17 protein-coding genes are annotated in these 17,675 nt (G+C 35.5%); 2 read left to right on the top strand and 15 right to left on the bottom strand.

Translation table 11 applies throughout. The annotated features are described in order from the left end of the window. Positions 1 to 28: 28 nt before the first annotated feature. The 5 genes from JMM81_RS09335 to JMM81_RS09315 form a co-directional block, all read right to left on the bottom strand. Complete coding sequence (locus JMM81_RS09335; RefSeq protein WP_256241294.1) at positions 29 to 430, bottom strand: hypothetical protein; 402 nt, start codon at positions 428 to 430, stop codon at positions 29 to 31. A 154-nt stretch (positions 431 to 584) separates the two neighbouring features. Beyond that, complete coding sequence (locus JMM81_RS09330; RefSeq protein WP_256241293.1) at positions 585 to 824, bottom strand: YlbE-like family protein; 240 nt, start codon at positions 822 to 824, stop codon at positions 585 to 587. A 20-nt stretch (positions 825 to 844) separates the two neighbouring features. Beyond that, a complete protein-coding gene (locus JMM81_RS09325) occupies positions 845 to 1,246 on the bottom strand; it encodes a YlbD family protein (RefSeq protein ID WP_256241292.1) in 402 nt (133 codons plus the stop codon). Positions 1,247 to 1,314: 68 nt separating this feature from the next. Further along, complete coding sequence (locus JMM81_RS09320; protein WP_256241291.1) at positions 1,315 to 2,271, bottom strand: CAP domain-containing protein; 957 nt, start codon at positions 2,269 to 2,271, stop codon at positions 1,315 to 1,317. Between the two features lie 297 nt (positions 2,272 to 2,568). Further along, positions 2,569 to 2,997: a CBS domain-containing protein gene (locus tag JMM81_RS09315; RefSeq protein ID WP_256241290.1), complete on the bottom strand. Its 429-nt coding sequence runs from the start codon at positions 2,995 to 2,997 to the stop codon at positions 2,569 to 2,571. A gap of 251 nt (positions 2,998 to 3,248) precedes the next feature. Between JMM81_RS09315 and JMM81_RS09310 the strand changes: the two genes are divergently transcribed. Next, positions 3,249 to 3,608 carry a YugN family protein gene (locus tag JMM81_RS09310; protein ID WP_256241289.1) on the top strand — a complete coding sequence of 120 codons (360 nt, stop codon included), beginning with the start codon at positions 3,249 to 3,251 and terminating at the stop codon, positions 3,606 to 3,608. 144 nt (positions 3,609 to 3,752) lie between these two features. On the opposite strand, the gene JMM81_RS09305 is transcribed toward JMM81_RS09310, so the two are convergent. The 7 genes from JMM81_RS09305 to cyoE form a co-directional block, all read right to left on the bottom strand. Continuing rightward, on the bottom strand, positions 3,753 to 4,220 hold the full coding sequence (locus tag JMM81_RS09305) for a DUF420 domain-containing protein (RefSeq protein WP_256241288.1): 468 nt from the start codon (positions 4,218 to 4,220) through the stop codon (positions 3,753 to 3,755). A gap of 247 nt (positions 4,221 to 4,467) precedes the next feature. Continuing rightward, the gene (gene ctaG, locus JMM81_RS09300) at positions 4,468 to 5,370 is read right to left on the bottom strand and encodes a cytochrome c oxidase assembly factor CtaG (RefSeq protein WP_256241287.1); all 903 of its coding nucleotides are present in this window, start codon (positions 5,368 to 5,370) and stop codon (positions 4,468 to 4,470) included. A 163-nt stretch (positions 5,371 to 5,533) separates the two neighbouring features. Continuing rightward, on the bottom strand, positions 5,534 to 5,869 hold the full coding sequence (ctaF, locus tag JMM81_RS09295) for a cytochrome c oxidase subunit IVB (protein ID WP_256241286.1): 336 nt from the start codon (positions 5,867 to 5,869) through the stop codon (positions 5,534 to 5,536). 4 nt (positions 5,870 to 5,873) lie between these two features. Beyond that, positions 5,874 to 6,503 carry a cytochrome (ubi)quinol oxidase subunit III gene (locus tag JMM81_RS09290; protein ID WP_256241285.1) on the bottom strand — a complete coding sequence of 210 codons (630 nt, stop codon included), beginning with the start codon at positions 6,501 to 6,503 and terminating at the stop codon, positions 5,874 to 5,876. After that, positions 6,503 to 8,392: a cytochrome c oxidase subunit I gene (gene ctaD, locus JMM81_RS09285; RefSeq protein WP_256241284.1), complete on the bottom strand. Its 1,890-nt coding sequence runs from the start codon at positions 8,390 to 8,392 to the stop codon at positions 6,503 to 6,505. The genes JMM81_RS09290 and ctaD overlap by 1 nt, the downstream gene beginning before the upstream one ends. Before the next feature lie 33 nt (positions 8,393 to 8,425). Continuing rightward, the gene (gene coxB, locus JMM81_RS09280) at positions 8,426 to 9,484 is read right to left on the bottom strand and encodes a cytochrome c oxidase subunit II (protein WP_256241283.1); all 1,059 of its coding nucleotides are present in this window, start codon (positions 9,482 to 9,484) and stop codon (positions 8,426 to 8,428) included. A 231-nt stretch (positions 9,485 to 9,715) separates the two neighbouring features. Next, positions 9,716 to 10,654, bottom strand: coding sequence for a heme o synthase (gene cyoE, locus JMM81_RS09275; RefSeq protein ID WP_305367765.1), 939 nt, complete (start codon positions 10,652 to 10,654; stop codon positions 9,716 to 9,718). A gap of 594 nt (positions 10,655 to 11,248) precedes the next feature. Between cyoE and JMM81_RS09270 the strand changes: the two genes are divergently transcribed. After that, positions 11,249 to 12,211 carry a COX15/CtaA family protein gene (locus tag JMM81_RS09270; protein ID WP_256241282.1) on the top strand — a complete coding sequence of 321 codons (963 nt, stop codon included), beginning with the start codon at positions 11,249 to 11,251 and terminating at the stop codon, positions 12,209 to 12,211. Between the two features lie 14 nt (positions 12,212 to 12,225). On the opposite strand, the gene pyc is transcribed toward JMM81_RS09270, so the two are convergent. The 3 genes from pyc to JMM81_RS09255 form a co-directional block, all read right to left on the bottom strand. Next, complete coding sequence (gene pyc / locus JMM81_RS09265) at positions 12,226 to 15,669, bottom strand: pyruvate carboxylase (RefSeq protein ID WP_256241281.1); 3,444 nt, start codon at positions 15,667 to 15,669, stop codon at positions 12,226 to 12,228. Between the two features lie 162 nt (positions 15,670 to 15,831). Continuing rightward, positions 15,832 to 17,040, bottom strand: a complete 1,209-nt coding sequence (locus JMM81_RS09260) for an FtsW/RodA/SpoVE family cell cycle protein (RefSeq protein ID WP_256241280.1) — start codon at positions 17,038 to 17,040, stop codon at positions 15,832 to 15,834. Between the two features lie 268 nt (positions 17,041 to 17,308). Next, complete coding sequence (locus JMM81_RS09255; protein WP_256241279.1) at positions 17,309 to 17,590, bottom strand: Fpa/YlaN family protein; 282 nt, start codon at positions 17,588 to 17,590, stop codon at positions 17,309 to 17,311. Positions 17,591 to 17,675: the final 85 nt, after the last annotated feature.

Genomic DNA, 17,675 nt, shown 5'->3' with positions numbered 1-17,675 from the left:
TACTCACTGAAAAGGAATTGTTATTTTATTATAGAATAACTACTTCAATTTCTTTTATTGCTTTAGCTGAATGTTCATTTTGTTTGAATAGTTCCAACTTTAATTGATGTGTACCTGACTGAAGTTCTTTTACGATAAAAGCAGCTTGTTTAATTTCTTTGTTTTTCTTTCCATCAATAGACAATACTATTTTTGCACCGTTATTTCGGAATGAAATGTCCTTCACCATGCATTCAATATACACATTTTTCCCCTTTACTTGATGTTTCACAAAAAATGGATCAGCTTGAACAACCTGATATCCTGAAGCTTGTACAGCTTTATCCAATTGAAAAGAGATATCTTTTGTTTCAGGCTCTGGTATATCATTTTGACAGCCCACCAATAGGGAGAGTAATAAAAGGGGCATTATATAGTACATCTTTTTCATTATAATCACTCCTTACATTTGTTTGGGAAAGAAACAAATGTTTGTTTAGGTTTAAACTTGGTCATATTGTTTACTATCTGTAGTCTTTTTACTCGGTAAATCATTTAACATAAAATAGAAAATAAAAAAGCTCTCTCTGTGATGAGAAAGCTTTTTAAGGCTGAGAATTCATAGTTTGAAACATACTAATCATCATGGAAGCCATCTGAAGTCCATTTGAGAATTTTTCCACTCGGTGTGGGATCGTCTTTTTATAATAATGCAATGCCTCAATTTCCATTGCTTGAATTCGACTTGGATCTCTCGTTAACTTACGATACCATCCTGGTTGTTCTCGGAGAAACGTTAGTAACTCCTTATTCTGTTCCAAATACATATATACATCTTTTCTCATTGTCACTCTCCCTATTCGACTCAATCTTTTCTAAATGAAAAGGGGTGATTAGGCTTTGGGTGAGGAGAATTCGAAGAGTTCTTGGCAGCTCCGTTCTGAAACTGCGTAAGCACTCCTTGGACTGCTCCCAGCGCTTGGCTTAAATGACCAATATAACTTTGCATTTGCTCTGGATCCATTTTTTTCATGGTTCCTAAAATATTTGAAAACCAATCTGTTTTTGATTCGCTTGTATGAACCTCATCCTTTTTCTCAGAACGAAAGTCATCCCACCTCGTATCATCTTCACCTAACAAGTACCAGTCCTCATAAAGTTCTTGCAGTGTGGTCCGTCCGCTTCTAGCTTCTTCCAAAATTTTTGGGTTACTTTTCACAAATAATTTAAATTTCTCAATTGATGGATGAAGCTTACTATTTGTCATTTATTTTCACCTCAACCTATGAGTTACCTATATTACGATATGTTCAGGAGAAAATTTGGTGAATAACATTATTCATTGTTTCTATTGGTAAAGTAAATTCTCGTAAAGTATGTTTTATAGACACCAATACCAATATGAGTAAAATCATCATTTAGAAGGCTCTCACGATGACTGTTACTATTAATCCATCCTTCAACAATTGCTGGGGCATCGATGTCATCGTAAGAGGCATTTTCAACTGCCAATTGATAGACAACATCTCCTTCTTCTATCGTATTTGTAATCTCATCATATTTCTTTGCAGTTTGAGATGCATCATTTTCAAACTTATCTACACTATGGGTATAAGCAACCTTTGCTTTTTCTTCATCCCACTCCAATGGTTTAACCTGAAAACGAGCTCTTAATATGTTTGTCAAATCGAAAATTTGCTTTTCATGATCCCTTTCTAACTTTTCTTCGTTTATACCCCCTACCGCTGAAGCTTCTTGTGATTCTCCTTTGTCATCAAAGGGATACAGCTTGATTAGCGTCGGAACATCCATTAAACGAATACTCGATAAGGTACCAGTAAATTTATCAATATATAATTGCACATAAATATCTCCTATTTGAATGAGCGGCCGATTATTAATATCTTCTTCGGACAATTCAAAATAGTAAGATTCCCCCTGATAATCAAGACTTACAACTGTTTCAATGGGGTGTGTGGCATAAATTTTACCGACGGACTGTCCTATATAAAAAGGACGAATATTGACATCTTCACCAATGGCAAAAAGTGTGACAACCTCATGATCTTCAATTCCAACTTGGACATATTCTTTTTCACTTTCTTTATAAATCCACCAGTCATAACCATAGGAGGATAGATCGACTCTTACCGGTTTTCCAAGTTCAGCTTCTACCTCTTTTTCACTTTTTCCCATTAGATTAAAGAGCCCCTCTGTTTGTGATCCATAGGAGGTTGTATCCCTAAATTGTTGGTTTTGTAATGGATCTTGATTCTTTTCTGTAATGTTCATGTAAAATAAAATCCCAAATAAGATCATTATAATAATTAAAATTCGAAAAATAGTTTTCAGAGGCGTACCTCCTCTCCGTCATACTGTTATTGTGCATTATGATTACCTTCATTAATAGAATAAGTACTTTATTCTATTATAACATTTCAACTAAACGACTATGTGAAATATACATTAAAATTATCAATATATAATCATAAGAACAGCACAAAGTACCTCTCTATCGGTTTAAGCTCAACCGATATCTTCTTTTATAAATTTTTACATCAAAAGAAAAAGGCGCCTAGAGGCACCTTTTTATTGGATTTGATTATGTTGTTCTGATATATCAGATAGAGCATGTCCGGCCTGCTCATCTGTTAAATCACGAATAGCAAAATCACCTAGACTAACAATTCCAACCAGCTTTTCTCCTTCGACAACAGGCAATCGGCGAATTTGATGTTCAGACATCAACCTTTCAGCATCTTGCGTAGTCGTCTCCCCTGTAACCGTCACAAGGTTAGTACTCATGACCTTCTCTACCTTTGTTGATCCTGGACTTTTTTCGGCTAAACCACGGATCACAATATCTCGATCCGTAATCATCCCAACAAGCTTTTGTTCATCGACAATGGGAATAGCACCTACATTTAACTCCTTCATTTTCATGGCAACTTCAAACATATTGTCTAACAAAGAACAGCATTCTACATCATCTGTCATTATATCACGTATTTTTCCCATCACTATTTACCTCCTCTTTTGAAGTTTCGCTCTAATCATTCTAGACTGAAGACTAATCATAATAGAGCCCATTCTATTTGTTAGATTTTCCAATTCATTAATAATTATACAAAATTAAATTTTTTATATGTAATAGATTGAAACTTTACCTTATTTAAACTATTATTAAATTTGAATAAAATTTGATTTTTGGAAACAATACAATAATTTATATCTTAACTGACAGGAAGTTTTGATAGGAGGGACAGACAATGAAGTTTGAAGACAAAGGATTTAAAGGATTAAAAGCCGACCTAAACCGCCTAGAGGATTGTTTCTTCGAGTATGGTTTAGTACTAGAAGGTCAATGGGATTATGAACGTGTTACATATGATCGAAAATTCGAATTAGAAGAAGGTGTTTTCTATCTTCGAATAATGGGTCATGCTGTTGAGGGAGATGTTGGTTCTAATAAGGCTCTGATTCAACTAACGACACCACTGCTTGGTAAACACTATTATCCACATGGCGTTGAGTATGGCGAAGGTGAACAATTCCCAAAACCTCTTGTAGCTGAGTGTGAGAAAATTTTAACCGAACTAAAAGCAGAAATTGATCAATTCGCCAAATAAACTACATCTAGTATAAAAGAAAATAAAAAAGATATATTTTACTCACTCTAACTGTATGAAGTAAAACTCAAAAAGCCCAAAAAGCCACGCTATTCTCGTGCACCTTTTTAGGCTTTTTTCATCTTATATGTATTACCAGAACCTCTAAAATCCTAATATGGCTTTCAAAACAGAAGTCGTTTCTCCACCGTGATAAAAAACATAAAGCAACAAATATACCGCTACACCCGTAATAGCCGTAAAAAACCAGATAATACTTGTAATAGGACCTAACTTACGATGTTTAGCTAAATTATTTTTCAGACCTGTAATAAGCGTAATAATCCCTAGTACGGCTCCTGTCGTTGCCAAAGTAATGTGAAAAACCAGAAAAATCGTATAATAGATTTTAAGATGGTCTGGCCCTCCAAAAGATGTGTTCCCTACAAAAATCGTTCTACTCGCATAAATAATAAAGAAAATGATCGCAAAAACAGCCGCCCACAACATACACCTTTTATGAGCTTCAATCTTCCGTTGCCTGATTAAGCTCCATCCAATGGCAACCATAATAGCACTAAGTACAATAAATGTCGTACTAATGGTTGGCAAAATTGGCAATGAATATTCCATAGTAGTATCCTCTCTACCTTTTGAATTCTTTTATATAACTAATATAAGTATCTATTCATTTATTGTAGTGGAGAAAGTATTATTTTTCAATAACAATCAATTGTTATTCACAAAATATTATTAATTTATTACAAAATAAAGATAAAAATGTGATGAATTTAATTGACTAATTATAATAGGTAGAAACAACCTAACGAAAAAAGCCGCTCATTAACTTATTATGAGGGCTTTTATATTAGCTAGCTAATTATTCAACTGGCTGTGGATTGTATGCGGTTAATTGTTCAGACTCTGATTCCTGCTGATCTTTCCGATACCATTCAGTGAAAACACGCGCTAAAATGATACCATATACAATCTCCTGAATAACCTTCATCAAAACACCACCAAGTTGTTGGTCATGCAGTAGTGACATTGAACTGAACATTTCAGGGCCACTTAAATCTAAAGTGGCTAACGTTGCCGATGGAACACAAAGGGCCAACGCTGCTGCCCATACTTCTGGATCAGAATAAGTAGAGTACATCGGTGTATCATTAAAAATAATAAGCGCACAGGCGGGTAATATTAATGCTCCGCCTACAAAAATATAGGCAACTTTCTTTAATCCAATGATGCTTCGATTTTGATCAATCTTATTAACGAGCGGCCACCACATGCACATGGCAAGAATAAATAATGTAATCGTATAGATCTCATGAAGCCATATATTTACTTTAATAACATCGAATATAAGTGGGATATGATAAAACGAGAACATAACATTAAACAAAATAAGCGCTATAATGGGTCTAGTGAAAAAGGATAGGACATTTTTTAACACTGATTTTGACCAAATTCTGCTCCATATCCATTCTGGTATTGCAAGAATCAAAATAGGAGGAATAATAAATAGGAGAAAAGCCATTTGAATCATATGAGCATAGAACATTAAATGCCCCATCAAATCAAGTGGTCCACCTTTTATAAGATACAATAGAAACATCGCAATAACAAAAAGGCTTCCTTGCAATTTCGTAAGCGTTTTATTTTCATTGAACATATGTCTGTATTTAATTGTCAATAAAAAGAAACCAACTGTTACCAATACAATTCCTGCGAAAAAATAAGGGCTCCATAATGCTCTAAAGCCAAAAATCTCAAGAGACATAACTCTTTCACCTCGATCTCTTATACTAGAGATAGTGTTAAAATCCTATCTCCATTAATTCATAATATTATACTATTTTCATATTATACGCTCAAATGAAGTGCTTACCTACTCTTTATAACGAGTAAAAAGGAAATCAGCCTAGCCGATTTCCTTTTTCTTTCTACCACCAAACGATTGTTACAAAAGCTAGGACCGTTATAAAAGCGATCAAGACGCCACTATACATAAATATAGCTACCATTCCATGACCTTTATGGCTCATATGCATAAAATAATAAAGTTGATAGGCAACTTGTATAACCGCTAGTAAAAGTATAAATGGGATTATAAACCAATTACTAAACCCCTCATAGGAAACTGCAACAAAAGAAACTAAAGTGAGGAAAATCATAAGCGCAAATGTTATAACTTGATGTTTCATTTCCTCCGCATTTTTTTTGCGACGATAGTTGATATCAGCACTAGGGTTAACTGAATTCAATTGTTCATGATTCATCAGATTATCCCACCATTCCCATTAAATATACTACTGTAAAGATAAATACCCATACCACATCGATAAAGTGCCAATAAAGACTGGCTATATAAAATTTTGGTGCATTATATAAGTTTAAGCCCCGTTTCGCATTACGTACCATCAACGTTATAATCCAGGCAAGACCGAATGCCACGTGAGCCCCATGAAAACCTGTTAATGTATAGAAGGCTGATCCAAAAGCACTACTCGAAAAAGTATGATGGTATTCATGAACATAATGATTAAATTCGTAAATTTCGAGCCCTAAGAAACAAGCACCTAGTACAACTGTAGCACCTAACCAAATCATCATTTTCTTAAACTGAAAATTCTTCATATGATACATGGCGTAAACACTCGTTAAAGAACTCGTTAATAATATCATTGTTGTAGCAAAAACTAATGGAAGTTCAAATAAATCTTTTGCTAACGCATGATCAGGACTAGGGACTTTATCCTTTAAGGCAAGATATGTAGCAAACAAAGTTGCAAATAGTACCGTCTCTCCACCTAAAAATAACCAGAAACCAAGGAATTTATTTTTCCCTTCCAATGTTTGTCTTTCAGGTGAAGCCGGCCACGTTTCAGCTGTCCATTTTTCTTCCGCGTGCATTATGCCTTCCCCCCCTTATCATCATCAAGCAAGTCTTCTTTATGAATATGAAATCCATGATCATCTTTAACCGACCGGAAAGCCATCGAACCAAACGTAATAAGCAAACCGATGATAAGGACGATAGTTCCGCCAGAATTAGCAAATACTTCACCCGTATTTAAGTCATATTGATATGTAGCACCAAGTGCCGCAATAAACAAACCTACACTGATCATAAATGGAGTAAAAGATGAATTTGGCATATGGATATCACCTAGCGGCTCAGCTGGTGTTAAATTCTTCTTCCCTTCCATTTTCTCAATCCAATAAGCATCTAACCCACGCACAAGTGGCGTTTGTTTAAAGTTATAGAAAGGTGGTGGTGAAGCAATTGCCCATTCAAGTGTACGTCCATCTTCCCAAGGATCGTTACCTACTTTTTCATTTCTCACCGTTGTAATAATGACATTGATTAACAAGATAATAACAGCAACAGCCATAACAAAAGCACCAATTGTACTAATTAAGTTTGCCGTATCCCAACCTTGATTTGGAAGGAATGTAAAGACACGACGTGGCATTCCCATTAAACCTAGGAAATGTTGAATAAAGAAAGTTAAATGGAAACCAATTAAAAATAACCAAAAAGTCACTTTACCTAATTTTTCACTCAACATCGTACCAAACATTTTTGGCCAGTAGAAATGTGCTCCAGCCAGTAACGCTAACACAACCCCACCTACAATAACATAGTGGAAATGAGCAACGATAAAATAACTATCATGATATTGGTAATCTGCAGGTGCTGCCGCTTGCATGACACCTGTCACTCCACCCATAACGAATGATGGAATAAAAGCTACCGCATACAGCATTGGGGTTGTAAATTTAATACTCCCACCCCACATCGTAAATAACCAGTTAAAGATTTTAATCCCTGTCGGAACCGCAATAGCCATTGTGGCAACAGAAAAGATTGCATTAGCAATTGGGCCAAGGCCCGTTGTAAACATATGATGCGCCCAGACCATGAAACCTAAGAATCCGATTAACATCGTTGCAAAGACCATGGAAGAATATCCAAAAAGTCTCTTTCTTGAGAAAGTTGGGAAAATTTCAGAGAAAATCCCAAACGCTGGTAAAATTAATATATATACTTCAGGATGACCGAAAATCCAGAAAATATGTTCATAAATAATGGTATTCCCACCACCAGCTACATTAAAGAAATTCGATCCGAATAGGCGATCAAATGTTAATAAAAACAATCCAATAGCAAGTGGAGTAAAAGCAAATAATATAAGAGTGGATGCAACAAATGTTGTCCAAGTAAACAGTGGCATCCTCATAAAAGTCATGCCAGGGGCACGCATATTAATAATCGTTACAAGGAAGTTTATCCCTGAAATCAAAGTACCAAATCCTGATATTTGTAAACCTAGGGTATAAAAATCAATTCCATGGCCTGGTGAATCAAGTGATAGGGACGCATATGAAGTCCACCCCGCATCAGGTGCTCCTCCTAAAAACCAAGAAAGATTCAAAAAGACTCCGCCAGAGAGAAACAACCAAAACCCTAACGAGTTTAAAAACGGAAATGCAACATCCCTTGCACCAATTTGCAGAGGCACAATGGCATTCATAAATGCAAACAACAGTGGTGTCGCTGCTAAAAATATCATCGTTGTTCCATGCATAGTAATAATTTCATTAAATAATCCAGCACTGACAAAATCATTATCAGGTTTCACAAGCTGAATTCGAATCATCATTGCTTCTAACCCACCGAGAACAAAAAACAGTCCACCGGCAATTAAATAAAGGTGTGCAATCTTTTTATGGTCTACCGTTGTTAAATAATCCCATAAAACTGCCCCAAACCCTTTTTTTTGAGCATAGGTACTCACAATTTTACCTCCCCTTTTACAAGATACTCCTCATTAATCCTGTACTTTTAAATTCATTAGATATTCAGTTAATGCATCAAGCTCCTGATCAGTTAGCTCTCCATATGCACCAGTCATTTTATTAGCTGGCTTGAAGCTTTCTGGATCTTGAATCCATTTTTTTAAGTTTTCTTCATTGTGCTCTAATACACCCGCAATTGTGTCACGCTCACCAAAGTTAGTTAAATTAGGTGCAATTCTCGCAGCCTCAGGTGTCGTATTCTCTGGCGTAACAGCATGACAACCAATACAGCTATTGTTATAAACTTCTTGACCTTGCTGAGCTAAAGGTGTAGTTGCTTGTTCAGGTTCTGTAACACTTTTCATGTCTTCTACCCAACCATCAAACTCATCGCGAGAGACCGCTTTTACTTTGAAGTCCATAAGCGCATGGGAAGGACCACAAAGCTCTGCACATTTACCATAGAAAATGTTTCCAGCTTCTTCTGCCTTTTGACTATCGAATTCTAACCAGAACTTGTTAACATTATCTGTATTTGTATCCATTTTCCCACCAACAGCAGGAATCCAAAATGAATGTTTGACGTCAGAAGCCTTCAAATTAAAGTAAACCTTTTCATCAGTTGGAACAACTAATTCCTGACCCGTAATAATTTCTTCATTTGGATACTCAAACTCCCACCAATATAGACTGGCACGTACATTTACCACTACTGCATTCGTATCTTCCTTTTCCATTTCTGCTGTATCAGCTAGATTAAATGTTGCTGATACGGTTGGAATAGCAAGAATAAAGAGTAAAATAATTGGAATAATAGTCCAAATAATCTCCAGTTTATGACTACCCTCCACTTGCTTTGGAATCTTGTCATCTTTTCTCCTGAATTTCCAAATAACCAATAAGAAAAGGATAACAACAACCACAATAACTCCTACCATAATTGCAGTACTAAATATCATTAAATCATACTGCGTTTTTGCCACTTCCCCTGCCGGCTGTAAAGTGGATAGAAACGGTTCACCACAACCGGATAGAACAAGCGCCAGCACCGACAATAACGGAATTAGACGCCACTTTGATAGCCTCTTCATAGCGAATTCATACCCCTCTTTCGTGAAAAATTTCTTAAATAGAATATTGCAAAAAATATGGATAACTTCTTTCTGTCCTTGTCTTACCATTTCAAGAAAGAATTTCCTACCAAAAATCAAATGAAACGCCACTCATCCCCTTTTAATATGAGTGACGCTCTCTAGTATGGTGGATCTTGATGTGTGACACTATAAAGAAAAGAGTCATATTTTTAGAGTTCCATAATCAAATTAAATGAGTGTAACAATCACCATAGAGACAAACATGATCGTTAAATACTGTAAAGAATATACAAACATGATTCTTGCCCATTTTATATCATCTTTAAATTTATTCGCATATACTCCAGTAACAAGCCAACCTATATTAAGAATCGTAGCTAGTACTAAAAATGAAATTCCTAAATCAGCCATAAAAAATGGAAGCGGCATCAGTGCAATTACCCATAAATAAATATGTAGTTTTGTCCTTTTAAATCCTTTCAAAACCGGAAGCATTGGGATACTAGCTGCACGATACTCCTCAACTCGCCGCATAGCTAGAGCGTAGAAATGAGGCGGTTGCCATGCGAACATGATAAAAAATAGCATCCATGCCATTAAATCAAGATTAGGATCAATAGCAGCCCAGCCAATTAATGGAGGTACTGCACCTGAAACGCTTCCTACAATCGTATTTGAGACATGCTGACGTTTTGACCACATGGAGTAAACGACTACATAACTAAAGACACCGATGAGCCCAATCACTACTGCTGATATTGTAGTAAATAGTAGAAAGATTGTCCCAAGTAAAATGAACAAAAATCCCATAACTGCTACCATCTTGGAATTCACTTTCCCGGTAACAGTTGGTCTCGCTTTTGTTCGATCCATTAAATGGTCAATATCACGATCGATATAGTTATTAAGACTACATGATCCAGCCATTATGAAAGCAGAACCGACTAATAAAAAAAAGACAATATGTAAATTTTCAAAAAAGCCTTCATTCGTAAAATGTAATGCCAACCAAACGCCTGTAAAGGTTGGAATTAAATTCGAATTGACAATACCTATTTTAATGAGAGCTAGAAAGTCTTTCCATCCCGTTGTTTTCGGTATGTTTGCTTCTAAACTTCCTTCATTGGTCGCCATAACAGTATCCGAGGTAACCCTAGAACTAGGCATCTCTTTTCCTCCTTTTTTGTTATTACAAGTACTATCCACTTGCAATAACATAAAACTTCATCAGACATTGAAGTTTTAATCAACAACTATTCATTCACAAAATAATATTTATCATTCTCACTCTCTAAGCCTTGTTGACTGAATATTAAATCATTACATCTCTCTTCTGTATATTAAATCACACTTTTGATACTTTTTGTGAATTTTTTTTGAATATTTTTTGAAAAATATGTGCCTGCAATGTTATTTTGTTTCCAATCATGTTATTTTAGTGCCATAATAAAGAAAATTAATAATTTACGGATAACTTATAATTGATTAAATTTTCTTTATTATTTTTTCTTTTACCTATATTTCTAACAAACTATTATATAAGTTTCAACCTTTTTAACCATATGAACAGTGAATATTAAGATTAAACAGAAAAAGGTCATTTTTATCTAGTAGTACTTGAAAAAGGAAAGCCACTTTCTACCTTGTTTAACATGATTAAATATGTTGCAATTATGTTATTATTTTGTATATTTATTTTATTATATTTATTAATGTATTACTATAGTAAAGATAAGAACTAAGACAAGTAGGTGGAAAAAATTGAGTCGCTCTCTTAAATGGTTTTCTGTATTAACAACAATTGGCATGCTTTTTATCTTACTCGGAGGTGCACTAGTTACGAAAACAGATTCTGGCATGGGCTGTGGCCGGTCATGGCCTCTTTGTGACGGTCAACTGATTCCAGCGGAAGTTACTAGTGAATTACTTATTGAACTAGCACATCGCATCGTTTCAGGTGGCGTTGGAATCATGGTTGTCATTCTATCCATATGGGCTTGGAGGTCAATCGGACATATCCGAGAGACTAAGTTTCTCTCTATTACATCCATATCATTTCTCGTTTTACAAGGGTTAATTGGAGCGGCGGCCGTCATATGGGGGCAATCTGATTTTGTCCTTGCTGCTCATTTCGGTATTTCTTTAGTTTCCTTTGCAACCGTTTTGCTACTGACCCTTCTTATTTTTGAAGTGGACAAAAAATTTCAAGCTGACAAACTCATTCTTGACAAACGTATGAAAGGTCATATTATCGGTGTAACGCTCTACAGTTTTATTGTTGTGTACACGGGTGCCCTCGTACGCCATGTAAATGCAAGCCTTGTTTGTCCTGATTGGCCATTGTGCCTTAATGATCAATTTGCACTTCCATCAAATATGTATCAATGGGTTCAAATGGGCCATCGTGCAGCAGCAGGCCTCATATTTATTTGGATCGCTTACATCACCTATCTAGCAATTAAACATTATCGACATCAAAGGGTTATATACTGGGGATGGATTATCTCTTTTATATTAGTTTCTTTACAAGTCATCGCAGGCGCTTTCATTATTTTTTCGAGAGGACTTCTACTGATTGCCCTCTCTCACGCCTTCTTTATTGCTTGTTTGTTTGGAATGTTAAGTTATTTCATTTTACTCACATATAGAAGTAAACTGAATGCGGATACTTTAAAGACCCACTCAGAGCAAGAAGTAAAAAAAGAGTTACAGCTCAAGCTGTAACTCTTTTTAATCGGTTATTTTGTTAATTCAATAAGGAGATCTCCATTTTGAATCGCGTCTCCATTTTGAACATATATATCTTTGACAACACCTGAGAATGGAGCTTGAACAGTCGTTTCCATTTTCATCGCTTCTGTTATCATCAAATGATCGCCTTTTTCTACCTTTTCCCCTATTTCTGCAATGACTTTCACAACTGTTCCAGGCATTGTAGCTGATAGGTGGTTAGGATTTTTTGGATCACCTTTAATTTTAGAAATGACCGTTGACTTAATGTTTTCATCCTTAATGACAACCTCACGAGACTGGCCATTTAATTCAAAATAAACAACTCTTGTCCCATCTGCTTGAGGTTGACCTACAGATACGAGTTTGACAATCAATGTTTTTCCAGTTTCAATCTCTATTTCGATTTCTTCACCGAGGCGCATTCCATATAAGAAAGTCGGTGTATCTAATACAGAAAGATCACCATATTGTTGTGTCATTTTCACATATTCTAGAAATACTTTTGGATAGAGTGCATAGGCAATAAGGTCGAAACTTGTTACTTCTCTTCCGATCTCTTTATACAACTCATCTCTTAGAGCCTTAAAGTCAATCTCTTCCATTAGTTCACCAGGACGAACCGTAATAGGTTCTTTCCCTTTAAGAATGACTTTTTGTAACTCTTTCGGGAATCCGCCATGTGGTTGACCTAGATATCCTGTAAATAACTCAATGACCGAATCTGGAAAATCAATTGTATTACCTTTTGTTAACACATCTTCTTCTGTTAAATTGTTTTGCACCATAAATAAAGCCATATCACCAACTACCTTAGAAGAAGGGGTTACTTTAACGATGTCACCAAACATTTGATTAACTTGGGCGTACATCCTTTTTACATCATCCCACTCATCCCCAAGGCCAACTGCTTTCGCTTGTTGCTGTAAATTACTATATTGACCACCAGGCATCTCATGCTGATACACTTCTGTATGTGGTGCAACCATACCTGATTCGAACACTTGATAATATTTACGAACATCTTCCCAATAATGAGAAAGTTTTTCTAAAGAATCTGCTTTAACAGACGGTTGACGATCTGAACCTTCAAGGGCATAGAATAAAGTGTTTGCACTTGGTTGTGATGTTAACCCTGCCATAGAACTTAAAGCAACATCGACAATATCAACACCCGCTTCAATCGCCTTTGCATAAGTAAAGATTCCATTTCCACTTGTATCATGTGTATGCAAATGAATTGGTATATCAATCGTTTCTTTCAGTTCAGAAATCAAACGATACGCTGCTTCCGGTTTTAATAATCCAGCCATGTCCTTAATCGCAAGAATATGTGCACCTTGAGCCTGAAGTTCTCTTGCTATATTTTTATAATAATTTGTATCATATTTGCTTCTTGTAGGATCAGAAATATCACCTGTATAACAAACAGCTGCTTCAGCAATTTTTCCTGATTGTCTTACCGAATCGATCGCTACTTCCATTCCGCTAACCCAGTTTAAGCTATCAAAGATACGGAACACATCGATTCCTGCATGAGCTGATTTTTCGATAAATTCACGGATTACATTATCTGGGTAATTTTTATAACCAACAGCATTTGAAGCTCTAAAAAGCATTTGAAACATGACATTTGGGATTTGCTTTCTTAATGTCAATAATCGATCCCATGGGTCTTCCTTTAAGAATCGGTATGCAACATCAAATGTTGCCCCGCCCCACATTTCTAAAGAAAATAACTCAGGTAGCATTTTTGCAGTTGGTGTAGCAATATGTTTAAAGTCATTTGTTCTAATTCTTGTTGCTAGTAATGATTGATGGGCATCACGGAATGTCGTATCTGTCAATAATACTTCTTTTCGATCTTTTACCCATTTAACAAGTCCATCTGCGCCTTGTTCATCTAATATTTGCTTTGTTCCATTTTTCAGTTCTAAATCGGGTGGCAGTTTTGGAATTCTTGGCTGATCAAAAACAGGTCTCTTCTTTTTCTTTTCAATCCCTGGAAAACCATTAATTGTAACATTGCCAATATAGTTAAGCATTTTTGTTCCACGGTCTTTTCTTTTCGGGAAAATAAATAATTCAGGCGTGTCATCTATAAAAGATGTATCATAATCCCCATTACGGAACTTTTCATGTTTAACCACATTTACCAAAAACGGAATATTTGTTTTAATACCGCGAATACGGAATTCTTGTAAATTACGATCCATTTTCGATGCAGCTTGCTCAAATGAATGCGCATGTGTAGTTACCTTCACAAGTAATGAATCGTAAAAAGGAGTTATAACAGACCCTTGATAAGCATTTCCAGCATCCAAGCGAACACCAAACCCACCGCCAGAACGATAAGCCATAATTTTCCCTGTATCAGGCATAAAATTATTTAATGGATCTTCTGTAGTGACACGAGATTGAATAGCATATCCGTTTGTTCGTATGTTTTCTTGTTGCGGTAATTCTATTGTTTCTCCGTGAAGGTCATGCCCTTCCGCGACAAGAATTTGCGTTTGAACAATATCAACACCTGTTATCATTTCGGTAATGGTATGTTCAACTTGAACACGTGGATTTACTTCGATGAAGTAAAACTCTTCGTCAGCTACTAAATATTCTACAGTACCAGCATTAATATAGTTAATATTTTCCATTAAACTAACAGCTGATTCACAAATACGTTTACGCAAATCCAGAGAGAGAGATACACTTGGTGCAATTTCGACAACCTTTTGATGACGACGCTGAATAGAACAGTCACGTTCATAAAGATGAATGACGTTACCATGTTGATCCCCAATAATTTGGACTTCAATATGTTTTGGTCTGTTAATATATTTCTCTACGTATACTTCGTCATTTCCAAATGCCGCTTTTGCTTCTGATTTTGCTCTGTCATAGGCTTCTGAAACTTCATCCATACTATTAACAATTCTCATTCCGCGACCACCGCCGCCTAAAGAAGCTTTAATGATGATTGGAAAGCCAAACTGTTCTCCAAAGTTTTTTACTTCCTCAAAGCTACTAACTGGTCCATCCGTACCAGGAATAACAGGAATGTTTGCTTTTATCGCTTGTTCCCTTGCTTTAACTTTGTCACCAAACATATCAAGATGATCTGACTTAGGGCCAATAAAAATGATTCCCTCTTCTTCACATTTTCTGGCAAAATGAATATTTTCTGATAAAAATCCATAACCAGGATGAATGGCATCTACTTCACTTTCTTTTGCAATTTCAATAATGCCATCAATATCAAGATATGCGTCAATTGGCTTTTTTCCTTCACCTACGATATAGGCTTCATCTGCTTTATAACGATGTAAAGAGCTAGAATCCTCTTTCGAATAAATTGCAACAGTGCGAATATTTAACTCACTACAAGCCCTAAAGACGCGAATAGCAATTTCTCCCCTGTTTGCAACTAACACTTTGTTGATGCGTCTGCTCACATAAAACACCTCTTCTATTCTGTATATTTGGGCTCATTAATGATTCTTGTTAAAAATATACAAAATGAACACATTTAAATAAAAATGCAAGTTCACTTTCACTATAAAGAATTCATTAATGAAACCTATATTAAAAAGCGCAGGGGGATATATTCCCCACGCCTATTTACGAATGGAATACTCTTGTCTAGAAATTTGATTTGTTTTTTTCGATTGAGTTTTCGTTACGCCTGGTTTATGTTTTTTCTCATAATTCACAAACATAGAAACATTCAGTAGAATACCCATTGCTATGGATAATTGCAATAAGGATGAACCACCATAGCTGACAAATGGTAATGGTACTCCAGTCAATGGAATAACACCTGAAATCCCTCCAAGATTGATAAAAGATTGAATACCGATCATAGAGGAGATACCAATGGCCAGAAGGCTTCCAAATGGATCTTGACATTTTATACCAATAAATATTCCTTTTAAAACAATGTACCCTAAACATAACAAGACAAAGGAAACTCCAAATATACCTAATTCCTCAGCAATTACAGCCATAATAAAATCCGTATGTGATTCAGGTAAGTAGCCAAGCTTTTGAATACTTTGACCAAGTCCTAGACCTTTAAGACCACCTGAACCAAGAGCCATGTAAGAATTGGCTAACTGCCATCCAATTCCTTGTTCATCGACAAAAGGGTCTTGAAATGCTAGGAAACGTCCAACTCGAATATCTGAAAATAAAATATCCTTCATCATGAAAAGCAGTGGCATAGATAGTATCAAACCAATCCCACATAGCTTTCCTATATTTTTGAAACTCATTCCTGATGAAAAGATAATCATTCCTGCGATTAAAAAGATAATCGCTGCTGTTCCAACATCAGGCTGAATCGCAACAAAAACAACGACAAGAAGCAAATAAGCTAGTGGTGGCACAACCCCTTTATTAAATTCATTTATATAGGATTGTTTCTTAGCATATACAGCTGATAAATAAATAATAACACATAATTTAACAAATTCTGAAGGTTGAAGGCTTGAAGCACCAATTTTAAACCAACTTTGAGCATTTCCTGCCACATGCCCGAAAATAAAAAGGCTACCTAATCCAAAGAGAGACAATATAACCATTGGAACGAGAATCTTATTACTTTTAAGCATTTTATATGGAATCAATGCTGTAAAAATAAAGACCAACACAGAAACAATTAAGTTGACTTTCTGCTTCTGGTAGAAATAATCACTCTCTACACCGTATCGCTGGACTGCTGAGACCATACTAGCACTGTATACCATGATTAAGCCAAAAATAACTAACATGATTAAAGCAACAATAATCGAATAATCATATGATTTTAAGATTTTTTTTAACATCCAACCTCTTCCCTCGTCTTCCAAGTTGTATAATTTATTCTACTATACTATCAAATATCCTGCATCTAGAGAGAAGAAAATGTTTAGAGTTATAAAAGGGAATTGCATTTTTATATCATACTAGTTAAAACGAGCGGATGCAATCTTCATTATACAGAAAACTTAATCATCTATCATATGTATTTGTATATAATGCTCTAGTCTAAAACAACTACAATTATGAGATAAAAAAACTCAAACAAGCTCTTCCCATGTTTGAGTTTTAATCTTATTTTTTTATTGACGATTCATGTAAGAGAATAAGTTCTTTTTCCAACTCGTCCAAAAGATTTTTCCCATCATTTTCGTCAATAAGCCCAAGTCGTACTGCAAAGTCTATTTCACGCGATAAGCCAAACATTTGCGTGTCCAATACATCTTCATAAAGAGGACATTGAGGCATAGTGAGATTATCCATCTGCACTTTGATCAGCCTTAATATTTTATGAGCATCAGCTTTTAATAAAGCACCTGCTTTTTCTTTATGATCAATGGTCATTTTAGAAGCCAAAGTTGATCCCCCCGTTTTGCGAGCGATTATCCTATTTATAAATTTTAAACTTATATATATAAAAATGCAAGGAATATTAAAGAAG

Source organism: Bacillus sp. V3B (assembly GCF_024494465.1).
Taxonomy (GTDB): domain Bacteria; phylum Bacillota; class Bacilli; order Bacillales; family Cytobacillaceae; genus Bacillus_BD.
Note: the sequence above shows the minus strand (reverse complement) of the source record. Positions and strands in the feature narration are given on the sequence as shown.

Bases quoted from the DNA above. Each gene is read 5' to 3' on its own strand.
- JMM81_RS09260 (WP_256241280.1), bottom strand. From the start codon at position 17,040: ATGTTAAAAAAAATCTTAAAATCATATGATTATTCGATTATTGTTGCT.
- JMM81_RS09315 (WP_256241290.1), bottom strand. From the start codon at position 2,997: ATGGGAAAAATACGTGATATAATGACAGATGATGTAGAATGCTGTTCT.
- JMM81_RS09290 (WP_256241285.1), bottom strand. From the start codon at position 6,503: ATGCACGCGGAAGAAAAATGGACAGCTGAAACGTGGCCGGCTTCACCT.
- coxB (WP_256241283.1), bottom strand. From the start codon at position 9,484: ATGAAGAGGCTATCAAAGTGGCGTCTAATTCCGTTATTGTCGGTGCTG.
- JMM81_RS09320 (WP_256241291.1), bottom strand. From the start codon at position 2,271: ATGAACATTACAGAAAAGAATCAAGATCCATTACAAAACCAACAATTT.
- JMM81_RS09310 (WP_256241289.1), top strand. From the start codon at position 3,249: ATGAAGTTTGAAGACAAAGGATTTAAAGGATTAAAAGCCGACCTAAAC.
- ctaG (WP_256241287.1), bottom strand. From the start codon at position 5,370: ATGTCTCTTGAGATTTTTGGCTTTAGAGCATTATGGAGCCCTTATTTT.
- ctaF (WP_256241286.1), bottom strand. From the start codon at position 5,869: ATGAATCATGAACAATTGAATTCAGTTAACCCTAGTGCTGATATCAAC.
- JMM81_RS09305 (WP_256241288.1), bottom strand. From the start codon at position 4,220: ATGGAATATTCATTGCCAATTTTGCCAACCATTAGTACGACATTTATT.
- JMM81_RS09335 (WP_256241294.1), bottom strand. From the start codon at position 430: ATGAAAAAGATGTACTATATAATGCCCCTTTTATTACTCTCCCTATTG.
- JMM81_RS09325 (WP_256241292.1), bottom strand. From the start codon at position 1,246: ATGACAAATAGTAAGCTTCATCCATCAATTGAGAAATTTAAATTATTT.
- cyoE (WP_305367765.1), bottom strand. From the start codon at position 10,654: ATGCCTAGTTCTAGGGTTACCTCGGATACTGTTATGGCGACCAATGAA.
- JMM81_RS09330 (WP_256241293.1), bottom strand. From the start codon at position 824: ATGAGAAAAGATGTATATATGTATTTGGAACAGAATAAGGAGTTACTA.